Source organism: Luteibacter flocculans (assembly GCF_023612255.1).
In the GTDB taxonomy this organism is placed as follows: domain Bacteria; phylum Pseudomonadota; class Gammaproteobacteria; order Xanthomonadales; family Rhodanobacteraceae; genus Luteibacter; species Luteibacter flocculans.
In genome coordinates, this window is the sequence record NZ_CP063231.1 from 594143 (window position 1) to 619386 (window position 25244).

The 25244-nt window shown below is 65.5% G+C and carries 16 protein-coding genes; 10 read left to right on the forward strand and 6 right to left on the reverse strand.

The window, feature by feature from the left end:
• Positions 1 to 114 precede the first annotated feature (114 nt).
• The gene (locus tag IM816_RS02555; protein WP_305884074.1) at positions 115 to 5814 is read left to right on the forward strand and encodes an autotransporter domain-containing protein; all 5700 of its coding nucleotides are present in this window, start codon (positions 115 to 117) and stop codon (positions 5812 to 5814) included.
• Positions 5815 to 5853: 39 nt separating this feature from the next.
• On the opposite strand, the gene IM816_RS02560 is transcribed toward IM816_RS02555, so the two are convergent.
• The 3 genes from IM816_RS02560 to IM816_RS02570 all read right to left on the reverse strand — a co-directional run bounded on the left by IM816_RS02560 (position 5854) and on the right by IM816_RS02570 (position 8973).
• Entirely contained in the window at positions 5854 to 6672 is an 819-nt protein-coding gene (locus IM816_RS02560) for a restriction endonuclease (protein ID WP_250339666.1), read from the reverse strand.
• 319 nt (positions 6673 to 6991) lie between these two features.
• The gene (locus tag IM816_RS02565; RefSeq protein WP_250339667.1) at positions 6992 to 7453 is read right to left on the reverse strand and encodes a hypothetical protein; all 462 of its coding nucleotides are present in this window, start codon (positions 7451 to 7453) and stop codon (positions 6992 to 6994) included.
• Between the two features lie 185 nt (positions 7454 to 7638).
• Positions 7639 to 8973, reverse strand: coding sequence for a lysozyme inhibitor LprI family protein (locus IM816_RS02570; protein WP_250339668.1), 1335 nt, complete (start codon positions 8971 to 8973; stop codon positions 7639 to 7641).
• A 367-nt stretch (positions 8974 to 9340) separates the two neighbouring features.
• Between IM816_RS02570 and IM816_RS02575 the strand changes: the two genes are divergently transcribed.
• Entirely contained in the window at positions 9341 to 14524 is a 5184-nt protein-coding gene (locus IM816_RS02575) for an autotransporter-associated beta strand repeat-containing protein (protein ID WP_250339669.1), read from the forward strand.
• Positions 14525 to 14880: 356 nt separating this feature from the next.
• Here the strand turns inward: IM816_RS02575 and cycA are convergent, their stop codons facing one another.
• The gene (gene cycA, locus IM816_RS02580; RefSeq protein ID WP_425602606.1) at positions 14881 to 16260 is read right to left on the reverse strand and encodes a D-serine/D-alanine/glycine transporter; all 1380 of its coding nucleotides are present in this window, start codon (positions 16258 to 16260) and stop codon (positions 14881 to 14883) included.
• Between the two features lie 124 nt (positions 16261 to 16384).
• Here cycA and IM816_RS02585 point away from each other — a divergent pair, with 124 nt between their 5' ends.
• On the forward strand, positions 16385 to 16768 hold the full coding sequence (locus tag IM816_RS02585; protein ID WP_250339671.1) for a nuclear transport factor 2 family protein: 384 nt from the start codon (positions 16385 to 16387) through the stop codon (positions 16766 to 16768).
• Positions 16769 to 16771: 3 nt separating this feature from the next.
• On the opposite strand, the gene IM816_RS02590 is transcribed toward IM816_RS02585, so the two are convergent.
• The gene (locus IM816_RS02590) at positions 16772 to 17125 is read right to left on the reverse strand and encodes a response regulator (protein ID WP_250339672.1); all 354 of its coding nucleotides are present in this window, start codon (positions 17123 to 17125) and stop codon (positions 16772 to 16774) included.
• Between the two features lie 133 nt (positions 17126 to 17258).
• Between IM816_RS02590 and IM816_RS02595 the strand changes: the two genes are divergently transcribed.
• Genes IM816_RS02595 through IM816_RS02620 form a run of 6 tightly spaced genes read left to right on the forward strand, consistent with a single transcriptional unit; the run spans position 17259 to position 22658 of the window.
• Complete coding sequence (locus tag IM816_RS02595) at positions 17259 to 18116, forward strand: STAS domain-containing protein (RefSeq protein WP_250339673.1); 858 nt, start codon at positions 17259 to 17261, stop codon at positions 18114 to 18116.
• A 5-nt stretch (positions 18117 to 18121) separates the two neighbouring features.
• Entirely contained in the window at positions 18122 to 18484 is a 363-nt protein-coding gene (locus IM816_RS02600) for an STAS domain-containing protein (protein WP_250339674.1), read from the forward strand.
• Entirely contained in the window at positions 18481 to 18885 is a 405-nt protein-coding gene (locus IM816_RS02605) for an anti-sigma regulatory factor (protein WP_250339675.1), read from the forward strand. The genes IM816_RS02600 and IM816_RS02605 overlap by 4 nt, the downstream gene beginning before the upstream one ends.
• Entirely contained in the window at positions 18876 to 19889 is a 1014-nt protein-coding gene (locus IM816_RS02610; protein ID WP_250339676.1) for an ATP-binding protein, read from the forward strand. The genes IM816_RS02605 and IM816_RS02610 overlap by 10 nt, the downstream gene beginning before the upstream one ends.
• Positions 19886 to 20737 carry a sensor histidine kinase gene (locus tag IM816_RS02615; protein WP_250339677.1) on the forward strand — a complete coding sequence of 284 codons (852 nt, stop codon included), beginning with the start codon at positions 19886 to 19888 and terminating at the stop codon, positions 20735 to 20737. Before IM816_RS02610 ends, IM816_RS02615 begins: the two co-directional genes overlap by 4 nt.
• The gene (locus tag IM816_RS02620; RefSeq protein WP_250339678.1) at positions 20724 to 22658 is read left to right on the forward strand and encodes a response regulator; all 1935 of its coding nucleotides are present in this window, start codon (positions 20724 to 20726) and stop codon (positions 22656 to 22658) included. Before IM816_RS02615 ends, IM816_RS02620 begins: the two co-directional genes overlap by 14 nt.
• A gap of 48 nt (positions 22659 to 22706) precedes the next feature.
• Here IM816_RS02620 and IM816_RS02625 read toward each other — a convergent pair whose 3' ends face one another.
• Positions 22707 to 23714 carry a zinc-binding alcohol dehydrogenase family protein gene (locus IM816_RS02625; protein WP_250339679.1) on the reverse strand — a complete coding sequence of 336 codons (1008 nt, stop codon included), beginning with the start codon at positions 23712 to 23714 and terminating at the stop codon, positions 22707 to 22709.
• A 210-nt stretch (positions 23715 to 23924) separates the two neighbouring features.
• Between IM816_RS02625 and IM816_RS02630 the strand changes: the two genes are divergently transcribed.
• On the forward strand, positions 23925 to 25142 hold the full coding sequence (locus IM816_RS02630) for a tetratricopeptide repeat protein (RefSeq protein ID WP_250339680.1): 1218 nt from the start codon (positions 23925 to 23927) through the stop codon (positions 25140 to 25142).
• Positions 25143 to 25244 lie beyond the last annotated feature (102 nt).

The following is a 25244-nucleotide window of genomic DNA, read 5'->3' on the forward strand; positions in this document are numbered from 1 at the left end:
AGTGTCGTTGAGGTGCAGCCGCTCCCCTGATCACACGTCACCCCTGGAACGGCGCTAAGATGCGCGCCATTGCGTCGACCCTGGCAGGGAGGCGCCGTCGCCAAGGGGATCCCAATGAACCGTGTTTACCATCTCGTATGGAACGGGGCGCTGCGCGTTGTGCAGGTGGCCTCGGAGTTGTCGTCGTCTCGCGGACAGGTCGCACGCGACGAACGGGGTGGCATGCCACGCCTGCGGGCGTTGTCGTTGGCGTTCGTCGCCGCGGGGTTCTGGCTCGCCTCGTCCGCGGCTTCGGCTGCCCAATGCACGCCGCTCGACCTGCGCCCGTGCAGTGCTGCGGGCGGGACGCCGAGTGCCGTCGGTGGCTACGATCGTCTGGGTATCGGCGGCTTTGGCAACGGCAACGGCGGCAACGCGACCCTCTATCCCCCCGTGCAGGTACCCGGTGCGCTGAGTGTCAATGGCAACGGAGGCGTTGGCGGCAACGCGATGGATTTCCCGGTCGACGGCGCTGGCGGCACGGGAGGCAACGCCGGGACTAACGGGACGCTGATCGGTCAGAACGGTGGCGACGGCGGCTTCGGCTCCCGGTTCGGAGGTGGCGGTGGCGGTGGTGGTGCCGGCGTGTATAGCACCAGCACGAATATCAGCATTTCGTCTGGCGTGAGCATGGCGGGGGGCAACGGCGGCAAGGGTGGTGATATCCAACAAGGCTCCCTTGGTGGCCCTGGCGGCGGCGGCGGTGGTGGCACGGGCCTCATCCTGGCGGCGGACGGCACCGTGCTGGTCACAGCGGGCACCTTGACGGGCGGCGCGGGTGGCCGGGGCGGCACCGGTGGTGGCGGCGGCTCTACTACCGGTGCGGGCGGCGGCGGAGGTGGCGATGGCCTGCTGGCCCTCGGCAACGCCGCCCAGATAACCAATAGCGGCACCATCACCGGCGGCGTGGGCGGCGCAGAGGGTACGGGTGGTGCGGGTCCGTTCGATGCGGGCCAAAGCGGTGCGGGCGTCACGCTTGTGGGCGTGAATTCGAGGCTGATCAACTCCGGGAGCATCTCGGGCGGTGATGCCGTCGGTCCCACGGGCGCGGCAGGTGCGGGCGTGATCACCTATGGCGGCGGGACGCTGATACAGAATGGCAGCCTCATCCAGGGCGGCCTCGCTGCGGATGGTGTATCTCGCGCCTCCGCGATCATCTTCAACGGCACGCTCAACCAGTTGTTGATGTTGCCGGGAGCCACCCTCAATGGCGCCGTGCAGGTGAACGATGGCGGCGTCGTCACGATCAGCTCCAACATTCCCTCCAATGGCGGATCCCCGTCCCTCATCGGTGACGTGCGGCTTCAAGGTGCGTCCAACGGTGCGTCGGTCGCGTTCGCCACGGGGCAATTCGACGCGGCCGGCATCAACGTCACCGGATCGATCCAGGGCACGGGCAACGTCACCAGTTCCGGCGGGGCACCCTTCAGCCTGCACGCCGTCAACATCGACGGTACGCTGAATCTGCAGAATTCCAATGTGATCGGGCTGGCGGGAAACATCACGACCACCGGTCAGCAGACCTACGGTGCGCCGATTCAACTCAATAGCGCGGTGACGATGCAGTCGCAGGCGGCCATCGACATCGTGGCACCGGTCATCGGTACGTTCGCACTGTCCATCGTCACGCCGAACGACATCACGCTGGGCGCGGACGTCGGCTTTTCGAACACGCTGACATCCTTCAGTGCCAACGGCAACCACGTCGTGGCGCAGGACAGTATCCGTGCGGGATCGATCAGCATCACCACGCACGGCGGCCCGATCGAGCAGAGCGGTGCGTTTGTTGGCTCGGGCGCGAACGCGTTCAATGCCGGCACGAACGACATCACCCTGACCAACGCGGGTAACGACTTCGGCAGCGGCGTATCGCTCGTCGGCGGCAACATCGCCGTGAACAGCGCTACCGACCTTACGGTCAGCAATGTGAGTCATGCGGCCAACGGCAACGTCTCGCTGTCGTCAGGCGGAAGGGTGATCCTGCCCTTCGATGTCATCACCACCGGTGCAGTGTCGCTGACGTCACGCGGCGGTACATTTGCAACGGGCGGACAGGTCAGCGGAAGCACGGTTGCCTTGCAAGGCGATACGGGCGTCAGCTTGAACCACGACGTGACATCGACCGGCACGCTGAATATCGACAGTGCGCATGGTTCACTGAATCAGATAGCCGGCGCGGTCACCGCTGCCACCTTCACCGCGAATGTCGCGGGTAACATCACGCTCACCTCGGCGGGCAATGCCATCGGGGCCATCGGCAACGTCACCGCCGCCGACTTCACCCTCGCCAATACGCTCGCGACGACGGTGACCGGCAACGTCAACGTCAGCAGCGCGGAACTGATCTCGCCACAGGGCACCGTCATCACAGGCGTCCTGCAGACCAACGTGGTGACGAAGATCGGTGCAGGTACATCGCTTGCCGTCGGCAACGGTGGCACCAGCGGCACGTTGACCAGCGACGTCATCAACAATGGCACGCTGGTGTTCAACCGTTCCGACGTCGCGAGCTTCACCGAAGCGCTCGCCGGCAGCGGTCATTTCATAAAGGCGGGCACGGGTACGCTGCTGTTCGATGGTGACGCGGCACCGTATACGGGCGACACCAGCGTGCAGTCCGGTCAGCTCATCGTGGGAAGTGTCGCGGGTAGCCCCGCGCAGTTGAACGGCAACGTGTCGGTCGACAGCGGTGCCGGTCTTGGCGGTCACGGCCTGATCGTCGGAAACGTTTCCCTCGCGGGCGGCGCTTCGCTTTCGCCCGGTCATTCGGTCGGCACGCTCACCGTGAACGGCGATCTCGCGATGGCCGACGGTAGCGTCTACGACGCCGAACTCGCTGCATCGGGCGTGGGTGACAAGGTGGTCGTGACCGGCGCGTTGTCGCTCGGCGACGTGACGCTCAACGTGAGCGACGCGGGTGGCATGGGGCCTGGCGTGTACACGCTGTTCTCGTATGGCACCACGCTCACCACGAGCAACGGTGGGCTGCGCTTTGGCAGCACGCCAGCCGGCCAATCAGTGCAGTTGCAGTACCTGACCGGCGCAAGGCAGATCAACCTCATCGACTACACGGGTACCTCGCTGAACTACTGGAATGCCAACGGACTTGCCAGCCCGACGCAGATGGGCGGCGGCAGCGGCACGTGGTCGGCGTCGTCCTCCACATGGACGGACGAACACGGCAGCTTGACCGGCCCGATGGCCCCGCAGCCCAGCTTCGCGATCTTCGGTGGTGCGCCTGGCACTGTCACGACGGATGCGTCGGCCGGCGCACTGGCGGTCACCGGCATGCAGTTCCTGAGCGACGGCTACCGCGTCGCGGGGGATGCGGTGGATCTGGTCGGTTTGTCGGGCGGCGCACCGATCTTGCGCGTCGGTGACGGCAGTCAGTCCAGCGCCGGTTACGTGGCTACGATCGACAACGTGCTGACGGGTACGGCGGGCTTGAACAAGACCGACGCCGGCACGCTGGTGCTCGGTGGTCTCAACACCTATACCGGCGACACGACCGTCAGCGGTGGTGTCCTCGCGATCGCCGACGATCGCAACCTGGGCAACGCGGCCAACGGCGTGCAACTGCAAGGCGGCACGCTGCGTATCACTGGTGCCACCGATACATCGACTGATCGCGCGCTCTCGCTCGTCTCCAGTGGGGCGATCGACATCGCCGATGCGACCAACCGCTTTGTCTGGAACGGCGCGATTTCCGGCGCGGGTGGTATCGCGAAGCTCGGTGCAGGCACGCTCGTTCTCGATCACGCGAATAGTTACACCGGTACCACGGTGCTCGCCGCGGGCACGCTGTCGCTCGGCGACAGTGCGGCGATCGGCAGCGGCGGCCTTTCCCTGCGCGATGGCAGCACGCTCGCGTTGGCGAACGATGTGTCGCTTTCCAACGCCGTGGATATCGCCGGCAGCGCCAACATCGATGTGGACAACGGTGCCAATGCGACCTTGGTCGGCGATCTCGTCGACGGCGCGTCGGCAGGCAGCCTCGTGAAGACCGGCGCCGGCACACTGCGTATGACCGGCAACAATGCGTACAGCGGCGCGACCACGATCGATGCCGGCACGCTCTACGTCGGCGATGGCGGCACGCAGGGCGTGTTGCCGCTCGCCATCGTGAATCGTGGCGCTCTCGTGCTGGATCGTTCCGACAACGTGACCTACGCCGGTGCGTTCTCGGGTAACGGCACGTTCCAGAAACTGGGTGCGAACACGCTGCGACTCACCGGTGACAGCAGTGCGTTCACGGGCACCTCCCGCATCGCGGGCACGTTGCAGTTGGACGGTGCGCTGGGCGGCAACCTCGTGTTCGCTAACGGTGCGGTGCTGACAGGTACAGGCAAGGCCGGTAGCGCCTCCTTCGCGGCGGGCAGCGAGCTATCGCCTGCCGGTCGCGGTACGGTCGGTAGCCTGTCGTTCACTGGCGACCTGACGCTGGCGACAGGGATGCGTTACACCGTCGACGTCACCGACGCCGGCACTTCGGACAGCGTGACCGTCGGTGGCAGGGCGTCGCTGCAGGGCGGTTCGGTGGTGAGCCTCGGCAGCGGTGCGCAATGGCAAGCCAACACCACGTATCGCATCCTCACCGCGGCGGGCGGCGTGGGCGGCACATTCTCGAATGTCTCGTCGGATCTGGCGTTCCTCACGCCGTCGCTTGTCTACACTTCCAACGCTGTCGACCTCACGCTCGCTCGCAACGACCGCACGTTCCCTGACGTCGCCGTCACGCGCAATCAGCGCGCGACCGCCGCAGCGGCGGAATCGCTTGGCAGCGGTCCCGTCTACGATGCGATCCTGAGGATGGACAGCATCACCGCTGTGCGTGCGTTCGACAACCTCTCCGGCGAGATCCACGCCAATCTGCGTGGCGCACTGGTCGACGACGACCGCTACCAGCGCGACGCGATCAATCAGCATCTGCTCGTGCAACAGGCAGACGGCGCCGACGACGTCAGCGGCGCATGGGCGTCCGTGTGGGGTCATTGGGGCAACCACGACGGGGATGGCAATGCCGCACGCCTGAGCACTAACGGCAGCGGCTTGCTGGTCGGCGCGGACACGGGCATCGGCAGCGATACGCGCCTTGGCGTAGCGCTCGGCAGCGGCCATGTCTCGGCATCCGCTCGCGGCGATTCCGCCAGCGGCGATACACGCACCGCCGCGCTCTACGGCAGTGGGCACTACGGTAACGTGTTGCTTCAGGCGGGCGCGTTGTACAGCTATCGCGACATCGATACGCATCGCACGGTAGACGTCGACACCCTCGGCGGGCGCGTGGCGGGCAGTCAGCACGCGCGGTCGGCGCAGGTGTTCGTCGAAGGTGCCTACGCGTTCCGTTTCGATCGTGCGTCCCTCGCGCCGTTCGTCAATGTCGCGCGCCAGCAGTTGCGCACCGATCATCTGCACGAGCAGCCGGGTCCTGCCGCGCTGGACGTGATGGGTGAGACGTCGTCGCAGACGTTCGGCACGCTCGGCCTGCGCGGCAACTGGACGCTTTCCGACGAAGGCGGCATGGCGGCGTTCGGCAGCGTGGGTTGGCAACATGCCTGGGGCGATACCGACACGCTCAGCCGCCAGCGCTTCGTGGCGGGTGGCGATACGTTTCAGGTGGCGGGCACCCCGATCGCCGAGAACGCAGGCGTCGCGACGATGGGTCTACGTTTCAAACCCGCGCCGTCGGTCACGATCGATGCGTCGTACATGGGGCAGTTCGCCAGTCATGCAAAGGACCAGTCCGCACGATTGAGCGTGAACTGGGCATTCTGAGCACGAAAGAGACGGTGGATCTCCACCGTCTCTTTGCCGTCAGGGCAGCGACGGCGTGGTCTTTTCCAGAATGCGCATCGACGCCGCGTTTTGCCTCTCCCACTCGGCGATGTCCGTCTTGCTCGTCGGCGTGTCGTGCACGATGGCAGGGTGGCCTTGGATCGTGCTCGTGGGTTTGTGCGCGGTGAACCCGGGATAGGTCGGCGGCATCCTGCTCGCCTGGGCCAGACGCGTGGCAGCCTGGGTCATCGAGGCACGCGTTGCCTCAAGCTGCGCACGCTGGATTTCGTTGAGGTAGTACTGATAGAGCACGGTAAGCGTCACGGCCATCGTGATCAGCGCAGCCGCCGCTGCGACCAGCGGCGAGTGGGATCGCCGCCGAGCGCTCCGTCTCGGCCGTACAGGCGCCCAATCGGGCATGCAGTCTACGGTCGCGTGCGGCATCTCGGGTTCCGCCACCGGGCCCAGCATGGCGCGGACGGCGCGTCCGTCGATCAGCCGGATATGGCGAAACTTGAATCCCGACTCGATGGCCTTGGGCGTGAATTCGCCCGAGGTAATGATGATGGCGCCGATAGCGCCTGCGGTGTGCATCACGCCGATGAGCTGATGGACGTCGTTGTGCGGCACCTGCCAGCAGTTCCAGTGCTTGCACTGCACGACGATCACCTCCTGCTCGCGCCGGAGCAAAAGGTCGATGCCACCGTCCGTGCGGTTGAATCCGCCGCCGGTACCGACGTGCTCCACGGCGTACCCGAGCCTGCGGTAATGCTCGGCCATCAGGCGCTCGAACGCGTCCCACGAGACACGGCTCAGCGCATCGTCATAACGATGGGTGACCGGCTTGAAGCCGCTCATGGGTGTGCCATCGGGTGTGTTTCCCCTTTGCCCCCGGCGACCGCCCCCTGCGGCCCGGTTGGACCGCGCATATATTGCACAACTCGGGTGACATTTCTGTAGGCGAAAGACTACGCGAAATCGGCGCTTGATATTCACAGTTCTAAATCGACGATCAACCGGTAATCATCGACAACGCCCATCCGGGCGAGTAGCATTGTCCGTAACGCTATAGCTGGTGTCCCCCGGGACAGCGTTACCTGCCGCGCAAGTGGTTCCGCCCGGTGCGGAGGCAACAGGGTCCAGACTACGAAGCCCTGCATTGCGGGGCTTCGTTTTTTTAGCGCTTGGGTCGGGTAGGGGTCGTGCCTCGCAGTGCGTGACCCAAAAGTACGTTGAAGCGGATCTTCCCCCGGCATGGGTCCGGCTTCTTGGGGTCAAGGCAGTATGCGCTCTGGATGACCAGAAGCACGGCATTGTCGCCACGCTCTTGTCCTGCCCATTTTTTGATGTTGAAGAACACGCCGTAGCGCAGCCTCTCGCCATTGGCATCGGTGAGATCCAGGCATACGAAGTTCTCGTTCTTTGCGAACGCGCATTGCCGTTGCTGCAGCTCGCGAGCGATGGTTCTCAGTCGCTTGGAAAGTTCATACCGCTCAAAGTCGAACGTCCGTTCCTCACGGTCATCGGCGTACCGATTGCTCGGGTCGTCGCCCTTTTCGACTTTCTTGGTAAAGCAGTGCATGCCGAAACCAACATGCACGGCTACGACTGTCTCCGGACGCCCGTCCTTGGCGGGCATCACCACTTCGTACCGAAACGGATGTAAATGGTGCAGGGGATGCTGCTTACCGCTCTTGTCTGTGTGCGGTCGCCATCGCATGAGGCCCGCGCTCCAATTCACAGCCATGTGTCCATCTGTCCATAAGTCGATGGACGTATTCTCTCACGCCAGCTTCTTGCTTCTTTCGGGGTGTATTACGACGCTCAGTGCGAGACCGGCGGCGGGGGCGGCACGATCGACGAGAGCAGCAGGACCCCTCGCTGCACCGTGACATACGCCGATGCCACCGCTTCGAGCTTGCCGGCTTTCAGTCGCCAGGCCGAGACCAGCCAGTCGTCGTTGACGCGCCAACCGATGTGGCCGTGGCCGATGAGGCCCAGTAGCGTCTCGCCCTGGACATCGATGGGGAAGAACGTTGCGTCCTCGCCGTACATGTTCATCTGCCCTGAGGCGAGGTTGCTGCCGAAGGTCGGCAGTTCCAGAGTGCGCACCACGCCGCCTTTCGTTGCGAGCCCCGACGTAGACTGGGCCGCGGCGAGCAGATCGGCGTACCTGCTTTTCGCCGTTTTTTGTAGAGAGCGGTCGAGCGCACCGGGTACCGGGCTCCGCGCGTAGCGCGTCGCGGCGGCCAATGCGGCCGTGGCGAAGCCATCGCAAGGCGATTGGGCGGGCGCGCAGGCGCTGCCGGTCACTGCCAGGGTGTGATCGAAGCGCAGGCTCAGTACCGCGTCGGGCCCAAACCGTTTCCCTTCCCAGCGGCTCACGCCGAGGTTCGTCTCGTCCACCGACGGATGGCTGAGGACGGTGGCGATCACGTCGTCGCCTACCCGGGCCATGCCATGGAGCGACATGCAGTCGCTGTCCCATGCGCGGGGCGGATCGACGGCGATGGCGTGATCGCCCTCGAGTCGGAAGGGGGCCTCCGTCCAGCAATTCGCCGTGCCGCCGATAGAGTAGATCGAACTGACGGGCATCCCCGGCAGCTTGCGGTAGCCGGAGGACGCGTCGAGCTCTTCCAGCGCCTTGCGCAGTGGCGCGTCGGGGGTGAACGGAAAATCCTTTGCCTCGTCGATCCGCACCTCGGTCGCCACCGCGACCGGCAGTCCAGCTTTGCTCAGGTCGGCCAGGATGTCGCGCGATCCGGCAGGCAGGCGCGGCAGCGCCTCGCGCACCCGATCCAGCGGCGGTGGTGCCTTGGTGTCCAAGCCGCGAAGAAAGTCGATTCGACCCTGATAGTCGGCCACGTCGGCGGCCAGGGGCTTGCCCGGATGGTCGCGCAAGGCGTTGGAGATGGCCGCGTCCCGATCCGCCAGCCAGTGGCGCTGGTCGAGCGTCAGCGCGTCGCGCTTGTCCGGATGGTTCGACACGGCGGCCCGGAAGGCTTCGCCCAATTGCCCGTCGAGGGCGGACACCGTCGGCGAAGCGCAGATGGCCTTTTCGATGGCCGTGGAGGCCTTGGCGCAGTCGAATCCAGCTGCCTGGGCCAGGAAGGGCGCCAGCCACAGCGTGGCGGCAAGCGTCAGTCGAATCGTCTTCAATCCTCTTCTCCATGAGTGCCGGCGCCCGGCGTGGCGACATGGTAGAGGGTGCCCGGCGCCCTGAGGCGGGTACACCGCGACCTCGGCCCGGCGTCGTTCAGGCACCACGTCGGCCGGACGCTTTCACCTCTTGCCGATAACGCAGCTACCTTTCACGGCAAATACGTTCCGTGACCGGTGTCACAAAACGACCTGCTGCGTCACATGGCCGTAATCGCGTGTTCCTGCGGAACGCGTTAACACGGTCTTCACGCTGGCTGGCACGGGCCTTGCTGATGGCATCCCCGCTCACCGACCAAAGCTGTCGTCCATGAAACGCAGGGAAGTTGGGGAGGGGCATCGACTCACGACAGGACCAAACACTCCCATGAACAGAATTTTTCGCATCGTCTGGAACCGGACGCTCGGCCAGCTCGTCGTCACTTCCGAACTTGGTCGCCGTTCCTCCGGCGGAAGCGTGTCAGGGCGTCGGGCGCGCGATGCGCGAACCACCGTCCTGCCGCTGGCGGCACTGGCCGCGGCGCTTTCCTTTGCGACGCCGGCGTTCGCCGCGGGCAATCTGGGCATGCCGGCTGGCGCCCTGCTGGACATCAACAACGGTACGGCGCCCAACAGCGCGTCCAACGTCGCCAACCAGTTCCAGAATTACTCCGTCACCTTCACGGCCACGGACAGCGGCAACAACTACGTGCTGTTCGCCTTCCGTCAGGACCCGGCGTACTGGACTTTCGGCAACGTCGGCCTCTATGCCGCGGGCGACACCACGACCAACCTTTTCACCAACCCGCTATTCACCCAGGGCGGCTCGATCGGCAGCAGCGGCGTTCAGGCGCCTGCCAACTGGGGCGTGGTCTACCAGACGGGCACCGTTCCCGAAGCGGCCGGTACCTGGAACGCGCCGGGCCAGGGCGACAAGACCACCACGAACGTGAACACCAGCACCGCAGGCTCCTGGTACGACGGCGCCGTCGGTAGCTTCGACGGCATCTATCAGGGCGTGGATCTCGTCGCGGGCACGGTCTACACCATCAGCTTCACCGCCCTGTCGAACAACGCGGCGAACGTCGCTGGCGCCGCCGATGGCGGCGTCGAGATGGGCGTGTATGCAGGCAAGTGCGTGAATCTCACTGGCCCCGTCGCCAACTGCGCACCGGACAATCCGGGCTTCCAGGTGCTTGCCACGCCCAACGATGCCGCCAATGCCGGTGGTCCGACGGTCGTCACGGTCGACCCGGCGCATCCGGAAACCACCACTGGCGTCAGCACCACCGACGTTATCTTCGACGGCGGCACGCTCACGGTCGACCAGACCAACCCGACCCTCGGTCAGGACGTCGCGATCACCCACAATGGCGGGACGATCGACCAGGACGGACGCGATGCCACGTTCACAGGCACGATCTCCGACGAGACCAGCGGCACGCCGGGCGACCTCAACATCGTCAACAGCGGCAACGGCGGCACTGTAACGCTGACCGGTACCAACACCTACACCGGCGAAACCACCATCGACAACGGTGCGACCCTCGCCCTCTCGGGCAACGGCAGCATCGCGCAGTCCAGCGGCGTGACCAACAACGGCACGCTCGACGTCAGCCTGGCGAGCGGCAACGAGAACGTCGCCTCGCTCGGTGGCCATGGCAACGTGCAACTCGGCACCAACGCTCTCACCATCACGAACGGGCACGATACCTACACCGGCACCATCGGCGGCACAGGTGGCGTGAACGTCACCGGCGGCACGCAGGGCTTCACCGGCACCAGCACGTACACCGGTGGCACCCACGTCTCTGGCGGCGCCACCGTGTCGATCGATAACGGCGCTGCGCTCGGCACCGGTGCGATTGCCCTGAACAACGGCACGCTCGACACCACGCAGACCACGACGCTGGGCAATACCATCGACGTGACCGGCACCGGCACCGTCGACACCGCCACGGGTACAACGCTTACGCACTCCGGTGCGGTGACGGGCAGTGGCGACTTCGTGAAGAACGGTGACGGCACGCTGGCGCAGACCGGCAATCTCACGCAGAGCGGCGCTACCATCGTCAACGATGGCACGCTGGTGCTGTCGGGCACCAATACGTACGGCGGCGGTACCGTGGTCAACACCGGCGGCACGCTGGAGGTCTCCAACGACGCCAACCTCGGCGGCGCGTCGAGCAACCTCGCGCTCGACGGCGGTACGCTGCACACCACCGACACGATCAACTCCGACCGCAACGTGGTCCTGAGCGGCGCCGGCCACTTCGACGTCGACGCCGACACGACCATGGCGACGGGCGGCACGGCGTCGGGTACGGGCACGCTCGTGAAGGACGGTGAAGGTCGTCTGGTCATCGGCGGTGTGGCTTCCCACACCGGAGGTACCGTGGTCAACGACGGCATTCTCGTGCTGACCAACCACAACACCTACACGGGCGGCAACACGATCAACGGTGGCACGCTGCAGGTGCAGAATGATTCGAGCCTGGGTGATGCTTCCAACGGCATCGCCTTCAACGGCGGTTCGCTGCACACCACGGGTACCTTCACCACGGCACGCAATCTGTCGCTCAACGGCAGCGGCACGATTGCCACCGATGTCGGCACCACGCTCACCGCTACCGGCAATGTATCGGGCGCGAGCGGTCTAGTGAAGAACGGCGGCGGCACGCTCGATATCGAGGGCGTGGCCTCGCACACCGGCGGTACGACGGTGAACACGGGCACGCTGATCCTGGGCGGCAACAACACCTACACCGGTGGCAACACCATCAACGGTGGCACGTTGCAGGTGTCCTCGGACGCCAACCTGGGCGATGCAGCGAACGGCATCGCCTTCAACGGCGGTTCGCTGCACACCACCGGTACCTTCACCACGGCACGCAATCTGTCGCTCAACGGCAGCGGCACGATTGCCACCGATGTCGGCACCACGCTCACCGCTACCGGCAATGTATCGGGCGCGAGCGGTCTAGTGAAGAACGGCGGCGGCACGCTCGATATCGAGGGCGTGGCCTCGCACACCGGCGGTACGACGGTGAACACGGGCACGCTGATCCTGGGCGGCAACAACACCTACACCGGTGGCAACACCATCAACGGTGGCACGTTGCAGGTGTCCTCGGACGCCAACCTGGGCGATGCAGCGAACGGCATCGCCTTCAACGGCGGTTCGCTGCACACCACCGGTACCTTCACCACGGCACGCAATCTGTCGCTCAACGGCAGCGGCACGATTGCCACCGATGTCGGCACCACGCTCACCGCTACCGGCAATGTATCGGGCGCGAGCGGTCTAGTGAAGAACGGCGGCGGCACGCTCGATATCGAGGGCGTGGCCTCGCACACCGGCGGTACGACGGTGAACGCGGGCACGCTGATCCTGGGCGGCAACAACACCTACACCGGTGGCAACACCATCAACGGTGGCACGCTGCAGGTGTCGTCCGATGCCAACCTCGGCGACGCGTCCAGCAATATCGCCATCAATGGCGGCAACCTTACCGTGACCAGCACGATGAGCACGGATCGCGACATCCAGATCGGCAGCCACGGTGCGCAGATCACCACGCTGGACGGCGTGACACTGAACCAGCGCGGCGACATCAGCGGCAGCGGCGGCCTCGTGAAGCTCGGCGGCGGCACGATGATCGTGTACGGCAACAACACCTTCACCGGCGGCACCCTGATCCAGGGCGGCGTGATCCGCATCAACACCGGTTCGTCGCTGGGCACGGGCCAGATCCTGCTCGAGGGCGGCACGCTTCAGTCCGATGCGTCGCTTGGTACGGGCCAGGAAGTGCTCATCACCGGCAACTCGGGCGTGAACGTGGCTGCCGGCACCACCACCGTGCTCTCGGGCAATCTGCTGGCGGGCACTGGCAATGGGTGTTTCGTGAAGTCGGGCAAGGGCTACCTGAGTCTTACGGGCCGCTCCATGCTCGCCAGCGGTACCTGCGTGGAAGACGGCGTCTTGAGCGCTAATGGACAGCTTTCCAGCAGCTTCGTGCAGGTGGATACGGGCGCCATGCTGCGCGGCGTGGGTGTCATCAACGGACCGGTGAACGTTGCGGGCCGTCTGGCCGCCGGCAACTCCCCGGGCACGCTGACGGTGGCCGGCACGGTGACGATGCAGGCCGGCAGCTCGCTGCAGGTGGATATCGACGGTCTGGGCACCGGCAACGGCGCCGGGAATTACTCGCGTGTGTTGGTGGTCGGTGCAGGCAACCGCTTCGTCGCCGACGGCACGCTGGTGCCGACGCTGCGCGGCATCACCGGCAACGCGTCCAACACCTACACGCCGGCGCTGGGCAGCACCTATCGCATCGTCACGGCGGACGGTGGCGTGCAGGGCCGCTTCGCTTCCATTGCACAGCCCGCTGCCGGCCTGCCGGCGAACGCTCGCTTCCTGGCGTTCTACGGCGCGAACGACGGTCATAGCATCGACCTGCGTGTGGCTCCGGTGTCGTATGCCACCTTGCTGGGTGACGGTGCTAAGCGCAACGCCCAGGCCGTTGCGGCTTTGCTCGACGGCGGCATCCAGGCGATGGATGCCGGCACGGCAAGCGCGGCGCAGAACGACCTGCTTTACGCCGCGTCGTCGGCTGGAGCCGATCGTGCGGCCTCGGTGGTGACCAGCCTCTCCGGCGAAGTGCATGCCGACCAGGCTGCTGCGGCACGCAGTGCGGGCCTCGGCATGCAGCGTGACGTGAGCGACCATCTCGCCACGGACCGTTCTGCCGACATCGCGCACAACGTATGGGCCAACGTCACGCGTGACGGCAACCGCTCCGTCGCCGACGGCCAGGGCAGTGGCTTCGAAACCGGCACCGATCGCACCACGGGCGGCATCGATCTCTACGCGGAGAGCGGCACCGTGCTCGGCGTGGCGGCCACGCACCATGAGACGAACGTCATCGCGCACAGTGGCTCGGGCTCTATCCGCGGCACCTCGGGCATGGTCTATGCGCAGCAGGCGCTCGGCCGCTTCGTCCTCGATGGCGTGGCAGCCTACGGCACCACGGACTGGACGACCCGTCGTCCGGATCCGGTGGGCGCTTCGCAGTTGGACGCCCGTACCTCGGGTAAGGACAACATGGCCAGCGCGACCCTGCGTATGCCGATGCAGACCGCCAACGGTACGCGTATCGAACCGTATGCCAGCGTCATCTGGCAGAAGGTGGAGCGCGATGCGGTGAGCGAACACGGTTCGGCCGCGGCGCTTTCGCTCGACAAGCTCTCCGAGACCGGCACGCGTGTGCTTGCCGGTGTCACGATGGGCTCGAAGGCGTCCGATCCGCTTGCCACGACGCTGACCTGGCGTGCCGGCGTCGCGGTAGGTGCCGATACCGGCGACCTGCTCGACCCGACCGTGCATGACACGCTGGCCGGCCAGCGCTTCGATACGGCGGCTCCGGGCGTCGGTCGCAGCTTCGTGCAGGTCAATGCGAACGGCACCATGCGTCTCGGCAAGAACACCTACCTCTACGGTGGCCTCACCGCTGAGGAAGGCTCGCGCCGCTCCGCTTACGGCGTGACTGCTGGCGTGCGCGTGGCGTTCTGAAGACCGGCGGTCGTCGGGTCAACGCCCGGCGGCGGCTTTTGATATCCAAGGCTCGCCCCTAAGGGGGCGGGCCTTTTTTGTGCTTCGCGATATGCGGAAAGGTGCACCGGTGACAGGTGCATCGGTGTCAGGTGCATGGTGGGAGATGCATCGGTGGGAGCCAGCCTGCTGGCGAAAAGCCAACGAAGCGGTTTAGCGGGCGAGGCAAGCACCCATCGCCAGCAGGCTGGCTCCCACCGGCAAGTTCCATCGCCAGCAGGCTGGCTGGCACTGGCAAGTTCCCATCGCCACCAGGATGGTTCTCACCGGCACTGGCTTTTCTCGCTGTTATAGCGGCTCCCCCTACGCCGATGCTCTTACGCCCTGCGTCGACGCACCGCGTAACCGATGCCGAGGATGGCGAACCACACGGGGCTGGCAATGAGTGCTTGCCGGGTGTCGCTTTCCAGTGCGAGCAGCACCAGCACGAAGGCGAAGAAGATCAGGCACACCCAGCACATCGCCACGCCGCCCGGCATCTTGTAGCTGGACACCGCGTGCAACTCCGGCCGGTGCTTTCGATAGGCCATGTATGCCACCAGAATCAGCGACCACACGAACATGAAGAGGATGGCCGCCAGCGTGGTCACCAGCGTAAAGGCGGTGACGAGGTTTGGAATCACGTAGACCAGCATCGCGCCGCCAAGCAGGCAGATGCACGAGAACAGCAGTCCCCGCGACGGCACAGCAGCCCTCGACAGTCGCTTGAACGCCGACGGTGCATGGTCTTCCTCAGCCAGGCCGTAGAGCATGCGGCTGGTGGAGAAGATGCCGCTGTTGGCCGACGAGGTGGCCGAGGTGAGCACTACGAAGTTGATAAGGCTCGCCGCTGCCGGGATGCCGGCCAGCACGAACAGTTCCACGAATGGGCTCTTGCCCGGAATGACCTGGCGCCACGGCGTGACCGCCATGATGACGACGAGCGAAAGCACGTAGAAGAGGATGATGCGTACGGGGATCGAGTTGATCGCCTTGGGCAGGTTGCGTTCCGGATCGGCGGTCTCGGCGGCGGTGGTGCCGACGAGCTCGATGCCGACGAAGGCGAACACGGCGATCTGGAAACCCGCGAAGAATCCGCCGATGCCCATCGGGAACATGCCACCGTCGTTCCAGAGATTGGCCAGCGACGCGACGTGGCCGTCCGGTGAGCGGAAGCTCCACGCCACCATGCCGAAGCCGGTCACGATGAGGGCGCAGATCGCCACGATCTTGATCAGCGCGAACCAGAACTCCAGCTCGCCGAACAGGCGCACGGTGGTGAGGTTCAGCGCCAGCAGCAGGAGTACGCAGAGCACAGCCGGTATCCATGGCGCCAGGCCGGGGAACCAGAATTGTGCGTACGACGCGATGGCGATCACGTCGGCGATGGCGGTGATGATCCAGCAGAACCAGTAGGTCCAGCCGCAGAAGAAGCCCGCCCACGGTCCAAGCAGATCGGTGGAGAAATCGATGAAGGACTTGTAGTTGAGGTTGGAGAGCAGCAGCTCGCCCATCGCGCGCATCACGAAGAACAGCATCACTCCGATGATGAGGTACACCAGCAGGATCGACGGACCGGCGAGGCTGATGGTCTTGCCCGAGCCCATGAACAACCCGGTACCGATGGCGCCGCCGATGGCGATCAGTTGCAGGTGGCGGTTCGACAGGCTGCGCCTGAGGTGCTCGGGGGACTGCTCCTGCGGATGCGACATCGGCATGCTCGGGTCGGGACGGAAGCGGGAACCATACGGGGCGGACCCCGCCGGAGCAAGGCGAGCCCTCAGCCGTTTTCGGCGGTGGGTTCCTTTGTATGATCGGTCCTCACCCCTCCCGAGAAACGTCATGATCGACCCGACCCGCCGACAATTGATCGATCGCTACATCGAGGCGTACAACCGCTTCGACATCGACGGCATGCTGGCCACCTTGTCCGACGACGTCCGCTTCGAGCACCACGCAGGCGACACGCTCGCCGTGGCGACGGACGGCAAGACGGAATTCGAGAAGCTGGCCCGCGTGGGTGCCGCCATGTTCGCGTCGCGCCAGCAGACGCTGCAGGCGCTGGAAGAGAGGGATGCCACCATCGTGGCGACCGTCGACTTCCATGGCGAGATTGCGGAAGACATTCCCGATGGCCCGGGTGCCGGCACGGTCATCGAGATGCGTGGGCAATCCGAGTTCGGCTTTGCCGACGGGCGGATCTGCCGTGTGATCGACAAGGCCTAGGGATCAGGCGGCGAGCTGCCTCACGGCCGCGAGCAAGGCCTTGCGGTCGTACGGCTTGGGCAGGTACACCATGCGCTCGTCGAGCCAGGGGTGCTGCTCCTTTACCTCGCCCGAGGTCACGAGCACGCGCATGTGCGCGTGGCGTCGGGCCAACTCCTCGCCCGTGATCCGCCCGGGCATGCGGATGTCGGTGAACAGCAGATCGGCCTCGTTCTGCTGTAGCCACGCGTCCGCGGCGTCACCATCCCGTACCGCGTGCACCTCGTGCCCGGCGTCCTCCAGGATCATGGTCGAGAGCTCTCGGATGGCGCTGTCGTCTTCCACAAGGAGGACGACAAGGGGGCGTTCGCTGGACATGGGTTCGCTCATAGATCGTGGGCGAGGCAGATACCTTGCCACGTGTGAAGGAGTCGTCAAAACAGTTCGCGATTGTGACGTATTCCATTGTGCTTCGCCGCACCCCATCATGTGTATTTTTCGGGGGGTACTCATGACGGCTTTGTCGCAGCGTACGATCGACGTGATCCGCAAGAACGAGGCCGTCTTGCAGGCCAGTTGGATGGCCAGCCTGGAAGCCAGCGGTCTGAGTCGCGATGCGCGTCTTCCGGCCGGTGAGCTGGAAGCGCAGACCCGTGAGTTCATACGGTTGTTGGTGAGCTCGGCGAGCGTGGGCGACGCTGCCGGCCTTGCCAGCAACGAGTGGGCCGAGACCCGCACCTTCCTCGAGCGCCTCTCGCGCAATCGCGCCCTGCAAGGCTTCGATTCGCAGAGCACGGCCAGCTTCATCTTCTCGCTCAAGCGCCCGCTGTTCGATCTGCTGCAGACCGAATACGCCAGCGATCCCGCAGAGCTTGCCGGCCAGGTGTGGGCGAGCTCCGAGTTGCTCGATTCGCTGGGTATGCACACGATCCGTACCTTCCAGAAGTCCCGCGAGGAAGTCATCGCGCGGCAGCAGGAGGAACTGCTGGAACTGTCCACCCCGGTGGTCAAGCTGTGGGACGGCGTGCTTGCCCTGCCGATGATCGGCACGCTCGACTCGCAGCGCACCCAGGTCGTGATGGAGTCGCTGCTCCAGCGCATCGTCGAGACGGGCGCGGAGATCGCGATCATCGACATCACCGGTGTCCCGACCGTCGATACGCTGGTGGCCCAGCACCTGCTGAAGACCGTTACCGCCATCCGCCTGATGGGCGCCGACGCGATCATCAGCGGCGTGCGTCCGCAGATTGCGCAGACCATCGTCCATCTCGGCCTCGATCTGCAGGGCATCGTCACCAAGGCGAACCTGGCCGATGCGCTGGCGCTCGCATTGAAGCGATCCGGTTTCACCGTGAGCAAGGCCGGCTGACGGCCATGGATCGCATCCCTATCCTGCGCATGGGCGAGTTTCTGCTCGTCACCATCCAGGTCGACATGCACGACCAGCTCGCGCTGACCTTGCAGGACGATCTTTCCGAGCAGATTCGCCGGCATGGCTCCCGCGGCGTGCTCATCGACATCTCCGCACTGGATATCGTCGACTCCTTCATTGGCCGGATGATCGCCACGATCTCCGCCTTGTCCAAGATCATGGATGCGGAAACCGTCCTGGTGGGCATGCAGCCTGCTGTCGCGATCACCCTGGTGGAGCTTGGTCTCACGCTTCCTGGTGTCAGCACCGCGCTCAATGTCGAGCGCGGCATGAGCCTGTTGCGCGACCGCGTGCGCTCGCAATGACGGTACTCGCCGAGGGGTCTCAGGCGGTACGCATCGAACAGGACGTCGTGCTGGCGAGGCAGACGGCGCGCAAGCTCGCAATCGAGTCCGGGCTCCGCCTGGTCGATCAAACCAAATTGGTCACGGCGGCCAGTGAACTGGCCCGCAACGCCGTCATTTATGGTGGCGGCGGCCACATGGACTGGCAGATCGTGCAGGACGGCCTGCGCAAGGGCCTGCGCCTGGTCTTCCGTGACGAAGGCCCCGGTATCCCCGACCTCACGCTGGCAATGACCGATGGCTGGACCTCGGGCGGCGGCCTCGGTCTGGGCCTGACCGGCGCCAAACGACTGGTTGACGAATTCTCGATCGAGAGCGCCCCGGGCCAAGGGACGCGCATCACGATCTGCAAATGGAACTGACCTTCATCGGTTCGCCGACCCGTATCGTGCCGATCGAGGAGGCCACGGGCGTCGGTCAGGCGCGGCGCGTGGCGCAGCAGGTGGCAGTGGATGCCGGCTTCGATGAAACCGACAGCGGCCGCGTGGCACTGGTGACGACGGAGCTGGCGACCAACGTGCTCAAGCACGCGGCGAGAGGCGAAATGCACATCGCGCTTCTTCCCGGCCATGGGGCACAAGGCGTGGAAGTCACGGCCGTGGATCGTGGGCCTGGTTTCAATCTCGCCGACTGTCTGCCGGACGGCTATTCCACCGGCGGCACCCGCGGTGAAGGACTGGGTTCGGTTACCCGGCAGGCCGACGTCATGGACATGTACGCCGACAGCCGCGGCGCGGTGGTCATGGCGCGCATGTACCCGAAGGGTCATGGCAAGGCCGACATCCGTTTCGGTGCCACGCAGCAGCGCATGGACGGCGAGTCCGTCTGCGGTGACGGTTGGGCGCTGGCAGTCCGTGGCAACCTCGTGTCGGTCCTGGTGGTCGATGGGCTGGGTCACGGTCACGCGGCGGAGGAGGCGGCCCGCGCCGCCACGGAGACATTCGTCACGCGCGCGTTCGACGAGCCGGTAGCGCTCATGGCGGCGATGCATGACGCCATGGCCGGCACGCGTGGTGGCGCGGCAGCCATCGCGCACTACGCGGTCGAACAGGGCAGCCTGCGCTACGTCGGCATCGGCAACATTGCCGGAACTCTTCTCGCCCTCGATACCTCTCGTGGGCTGGCGTCGCATCCGGGCATCGTGGGTGTTCAGGCGCGCCGCCCGCAGCCATTCGACTTTGCGGAAGCCAGGGGCAAGCTTCTGGTGATGTACAGCGACGGGCTGATTTCCCGCTGGAACGCCCGCGACTATCCGGGCCTGGCGTCCCGCCATCCCGGCGTGGTCACGGCGCTCCTGCATCGCGATTTCAACCGCGGGCGAGATGACGTGACCGTCTTCGCCATGGCCCTGGGAGCCAACGCATGAGCGACCACGACGAGATCGAACGACTGCGCGTCGAAAACGCAGGACTTCGCGCGGAACTCGAAGAAACGAACCAGGGCGTGCTCGCGCTCTATGCCGAGCTGGACAAGCAGGCAGAACAGTTGCGCGAGGCCTCGGAGCTGAAGAGCCGTTTCCTTTCGTACATGAGCCACGAGTTCCGCACGCCGCTCGGGTCCATCCTCAGCATCGCCCGGCTGTTGACCGACGAACTGGACGGCGCGCTCGCACCGGAGCAGCACAAGCAGGTGGCGTTCGTGGCGAGTGCCGCGCGCGAACTGAGCGACATGGTGGACGACCTGCTCGATCTGGCGAAGGTCGAGGCGGGCCGCATCACCATCTCGCCCGCGTGGTTCGAGCTGATGGATCTGTTCTCCGCACTGCGCGGCATGTTCCGGCCAATCATGGATGCCACCGACGCCGACCTCATTTTCGAGGAGCCGACCGGCATGCCGCGGCTGTATACCGACGACAAGAAGCTCGCTCAGATCCTGCGCAACTTCATTTCCAACGCCATGAAGTTCACGCCGCGCGGCGAGATCCGCGTGTCCGCCAGCCTCGATGGCGACGATCGCGTGTGCTTTGCCGTCAGCGATACCGGCATCGGCATTCCCGAGGAACTGCAGGCTTCCTTGTTCGAAGATTTCACCCAGGTCGATTCGCCGCTGCAGAAGCGCGTGCGCGGCAGCGGGCTCGGCCTGTCCCTGTGCCGGCAGTTCGCGCACCTGCTCGGCGGCGAAGTCGGCGTGGTCAGTACGCCCGGCGTAGGCTCCGTGTTCCACGTCGTCCTGCCCCTCACGTTGCCGGTGGAGGCAAGCGATGCCGCGGTCTAGTCATCTCCTCATCGTCGACGACAATGCCGCGACGCGCTACGCGATGCGTCGCACGATGGAGCGTCACGGCTACAAAGTCGTGGAGGCGGGCACCGGCTCGGAAGGCCTTGCCTTGCTGGCGACGCAGGAGTTTGCTGCAGTGATTCTCGACGTGAACCTGCCCGACATGAGCGGCTTCGACATCGTGAAGCATCTGCGCAGCGCACCGGAAACCATGTTGTTGCCGGTGATCCACGTGTCCGCCGCATCCATCGATACCGGCGACCTGATTACCGGACTCGACAACGGCGCGGATGCCTATCTCATCCATCCGGTCGATCCGGACGTGTTACTGGCGACGCTGCGCACACTGATCCGCGTCCGCGACACCGAGGACGCGTTGCGCGCGGCCGAGGCGCGGTTCCGCGAGATATTTACCAACATTGCTGCGCCCATCGCGGTGGTGAACGGCGATCTGGGTATCGTGGAGTGCAACGAGGCGTTCGAGCGCATGCTCGACGAATCGGGTTGCGACGACCGTCTGGGTGCCTGCTTCGAGACGGGCCAGGACGAGACGCTGGCGGAGATGCGCGCGGCACTCGCAGCGAAGCAACGTTGGCGCGGCATTCTCTGCATCCGTTCGCGCAATGGAACGCGCGAAACCGAATGGCGCGTGAGTCCATACCGCGGCGAGACCGGACTGGTGTTCGTCGAGGACGTGACCGAGCAGCGTCGGCGCGAGCGCGACCAACTGGAACGCATCGACAGCGCGCACAGCCAGCTCGCGATCGAGATCGCGGAGCGCGCACGCACCGAGTCGCAGTTGCTGCAGGCGCAGAAGATGGATGCGCTGGGCAAACTCACCGGCGGCATCGCGCACGACTTCAACAACCTGCTGACGAGTATCATCACCGGCATCGACCTCATCAATCGCCAGGTGGAAGCGGGACGTACGGAGAAGATCCAGCGCTTCGCGGATGCGGCGCTCGGTTCCGCGCGCCGCGCCGCGGCCCTTACCCATCGCCTGCTTGCGTTCGCCCGGCAACAGCCGCTGGATGCGAAAGCGATCGACGTCAATCGCAGCATCCGCTCGTTGGACGACATGCTGCGTCGGACACTGGGAGAGCGCATCGTGCTCGAACTGGATCTCGCCTCGTCGCCGATGGTGGCGGAGGTGGATGCGAACCAGTTGGAGAATGCGGTCATCAACCTCATCATCAACGCGCGCGACGCGATGCCCGACGGCGGCGCGATCCGTGTGCGTACCTCGCGCCGACGCATCGATGGCGACCCCGCGCTGGTGGCTGGTGAGTACATCGAACTCACGGTGTCGGACGATGGTACGGGCATCGACCCGGATACCTTGGAAAAAGTGTTCGAGCCGTTCTTTACCACCAAGCCGTTGGGTCAGGGCACGGGCCTTGGCCTGTCGATGATCTATGGTTTCGCGCGCCAGTCGGGTGGCGAGGCGCGCATCCACAGCACACTCGGCCGGGGCACCGACGTTTCCCTGCTGCTTCCCGCCAGCCAGGCGGAAGCGGAGATTGAGGCGCCGATCGTTGAATCGATAGGCGGCGGCCAGGGCGAGCGGATCCTGCTGGTGGAGGATACGAACTCGCTGCGTGTGCTCACGGCCGAAGTGCTGACACAGGCCGGATACGCCTGCGTGGCTACCGACGACACGGACTATGCGCTACGCCTGCTGCGCGGCGACGAATCGTTCGATCTTCTGCTTACCGACATCGGCATGCCGGGCATGGACGGTCGCGAACTCGCGGAGGCGGCGCGCGCGTGGCGACCGTTCATGCCGGTGCTGCTCATGACCGGCTATGCGGAAAACGCCATGGAGCGCTCACGCTTCATCGGCAAGGGCATGGACCTGTTGTCCAAGCCGTTCGAGATCGACGTGCTGCTTGCCCGCATCCGGGGCATGCTGAACTGACCCGATGTCGTCACCGCTACGGTGACGATATCGCCGTCCGCGTCCCGCTTAGAAGCCTTCGAGCACGATCTTGCCTCGCGCCTTGTGGCTTTCGATGAGCTGGTGTGCACGACGCAGGTTCTCGGCGTTGATGGTGCCGAAGTGTTCGCCGAACGTGGTACGCAAGGTGCCGTCGTCGATCAGTGCCGCTACCCGATCGAGGATGTCGTGCTGCTTACCCATATCCGGTGTCTGATAGGTGGAACGGGTGAACATCGATTCCCAATGCAGCGACACCGCCTTGCGCTTGAGCTTCGTTGCGTCGAGGGACGCCGGATCGTCGATGAGGCCGAACTGACCCTGCGGCGTGATGATCTCCACGATCTGCTCGTAGTAGTCGTCGGTGTGGGTGAGGCTGAGCACGTGATCGACCTGCGACAGACCCAGTGCTTCGAGCTGCGGTGCCAGCGGCTTGCCATGATCGATCACGTGATGCGCGCCAAGGTCGCGTACCCACTGGGCCGTTTCCTCGCGCGACGCCGTACCGATTACCTTGAGCTTGGTGAGCCGGCGAGCGAGCTGCACGAGAATCGAGCCCACGCCACCACCCGCGCCGATGACGAGGAGGGACTCGCCATCATGGCCGTGCTCGGCAATCTTCAGCCGGTCGAACAGCAGCTCCCAGGCGGTGAGTGCGGTGAGCGGCAAGGCGGCGGCATGAGCGGCGTTCAAGGATGCCGGCTTGTGGCCGACGATGCGCTCATCCACGAGCTGGAACTCGGCGTTGCTGCCCGGCCGCAGAAGGGATCCGGCGTAATAGACCGTGTCGCCCGCCTTGAACAGGCTGACCTCGCTGCCGACCTCCACGACGCTGCCGACCGCATCGAAGCCGAGCACGCGCGGTTCGGTCACCGGCATGTTCTTGCGGACCTTGGTGTCCACGGGATTCACCGACACCGCTTGCACCGCCACCAGCAGGTCGCGCGGACCCGGCGCGGGACGCGGCAGGTCCATGTCGATGAGGGCGCCGGGCTGGTCGATGGGCAGGCCGTTCTGCGTGTAGACGATCGCTTTCATGGGAGGGTCTCCGTTGGGATGACGACCATCCTCCCCCTTTCGGCCGGACCGGAAAACCGGCGCCGAGCGGGATCAGTTTCGTCGCTTCGTTGAAAATCGCCGGGGGCTCTCCAAAAAACCGATATCTTCCGCGACCGCTTCCACCTATGATCCGGCCCCACGATCGGCAGTCGTTTTCAGGGGAACGGAATGTCGGAGGGGAAATCGAGCGTGCTCGTCGACCGCCGCTTCGTGGCGGAGATGGACGCGCTGCAGAAGTTCGGGCGCCTCGAAAAGGCCGCCCAGTTGGGGGACGTCGAGGCGCAGTTTCACGTAGGCCGCACCTATGCGGCAGGTGAGCACGTGGCCCAGGATCACCAAAGAGCGACGCAATGGTTTCGTCGGGCCGCCGAGCAGGGGCACCGGGAAAGCCAGTGCCAACTCGCGGTGCATTACGCGGAAGGCCTGGGTGTCCCGCGCGATCCGTTTGAAGCCACGGGCTGGTACCGACGCGCCGCCGACGCTGGCCTGGCCGAAGCGCAGTGCGCGCTGGGCACGGCATACGCCCGCGGGCAGGGCGTGGCCGCCGATCGCAAGGAGGCCTTGCGCTGGTGGGGCCTCGCCGCCGACCAGGGACACGTGCAGGCGTGCGTGAACCTCGGCGTGTCGCATTATTTCGGCCGTGGTGTGCCACGCGATGCGGAGCTGGCCTTCGCCTTCTACAGCAAGGCGGTAGAGCGCGGCGATCCCGAGGCCCGAGGCTATGGGGACGCCTTGTGCAGCCTGGCGCACATGTTCGGCGACGGCATCGGTGTGACACGCGATCCGGCGCAGAGTGCATTGCACTACCGGCGCGCGGCGGAACTCGGCAACGGTACGGCTCAGTTCGCCCTGGGCAAGCTCTTTCTCGAAGCCAGCGGTCTGCCGGAGGATCGTGAGCAGGCACGCTACTGGTTCGGCCGCGCCGCGGAGCAGGGCGACAGTGAGGCCCGCAGGCACCTGGCGGAGCTCGATGCCGCCGAACCCACGGACGAACCGGCGTCGGGCAACCTGGCACGGCTCGGGCCGCAGGAGCCGGCTGCGCAGTTCCTGCTTGGGCAGCGGCTTGCCGCGGGTGACGGTGTCGCGCGCAACGATCGTGAGGCGGTGCGCTGGCTTTCGGCGGCAGCGGACCGCGGACACGTACCCGCGCAGTTCGCGCTGGCGCGGATGATCGACGGAGGACGCGGCACGCCACGCCAGATCGACGAGGTGGTGCGCCTTCTTCGCGGTGCCGCCGGTGCAGGCCATGCCGACGCCCAGTTCGAACTGGGTCTGCTGCATGAGCGCGGCGACGGCGTGCGCCGCAATCTGGCCATCGCGCGCGCGTGGTACCGCAAAGCCGCGGCACGCGGGCACTTGAAGGCGCTGCGCAAACTGGAACGCCGCCCCTGGTGGCGCTTCTGGTAGGCAGAAACCCGCCTGCTGTTGCCTATCCCCATCGCCAGCAGGCTGGCTCCCACCAAGCCAGGTCCCCACTCGCTTCCGCCGCCGGCACAGGGTTTCCCAGGG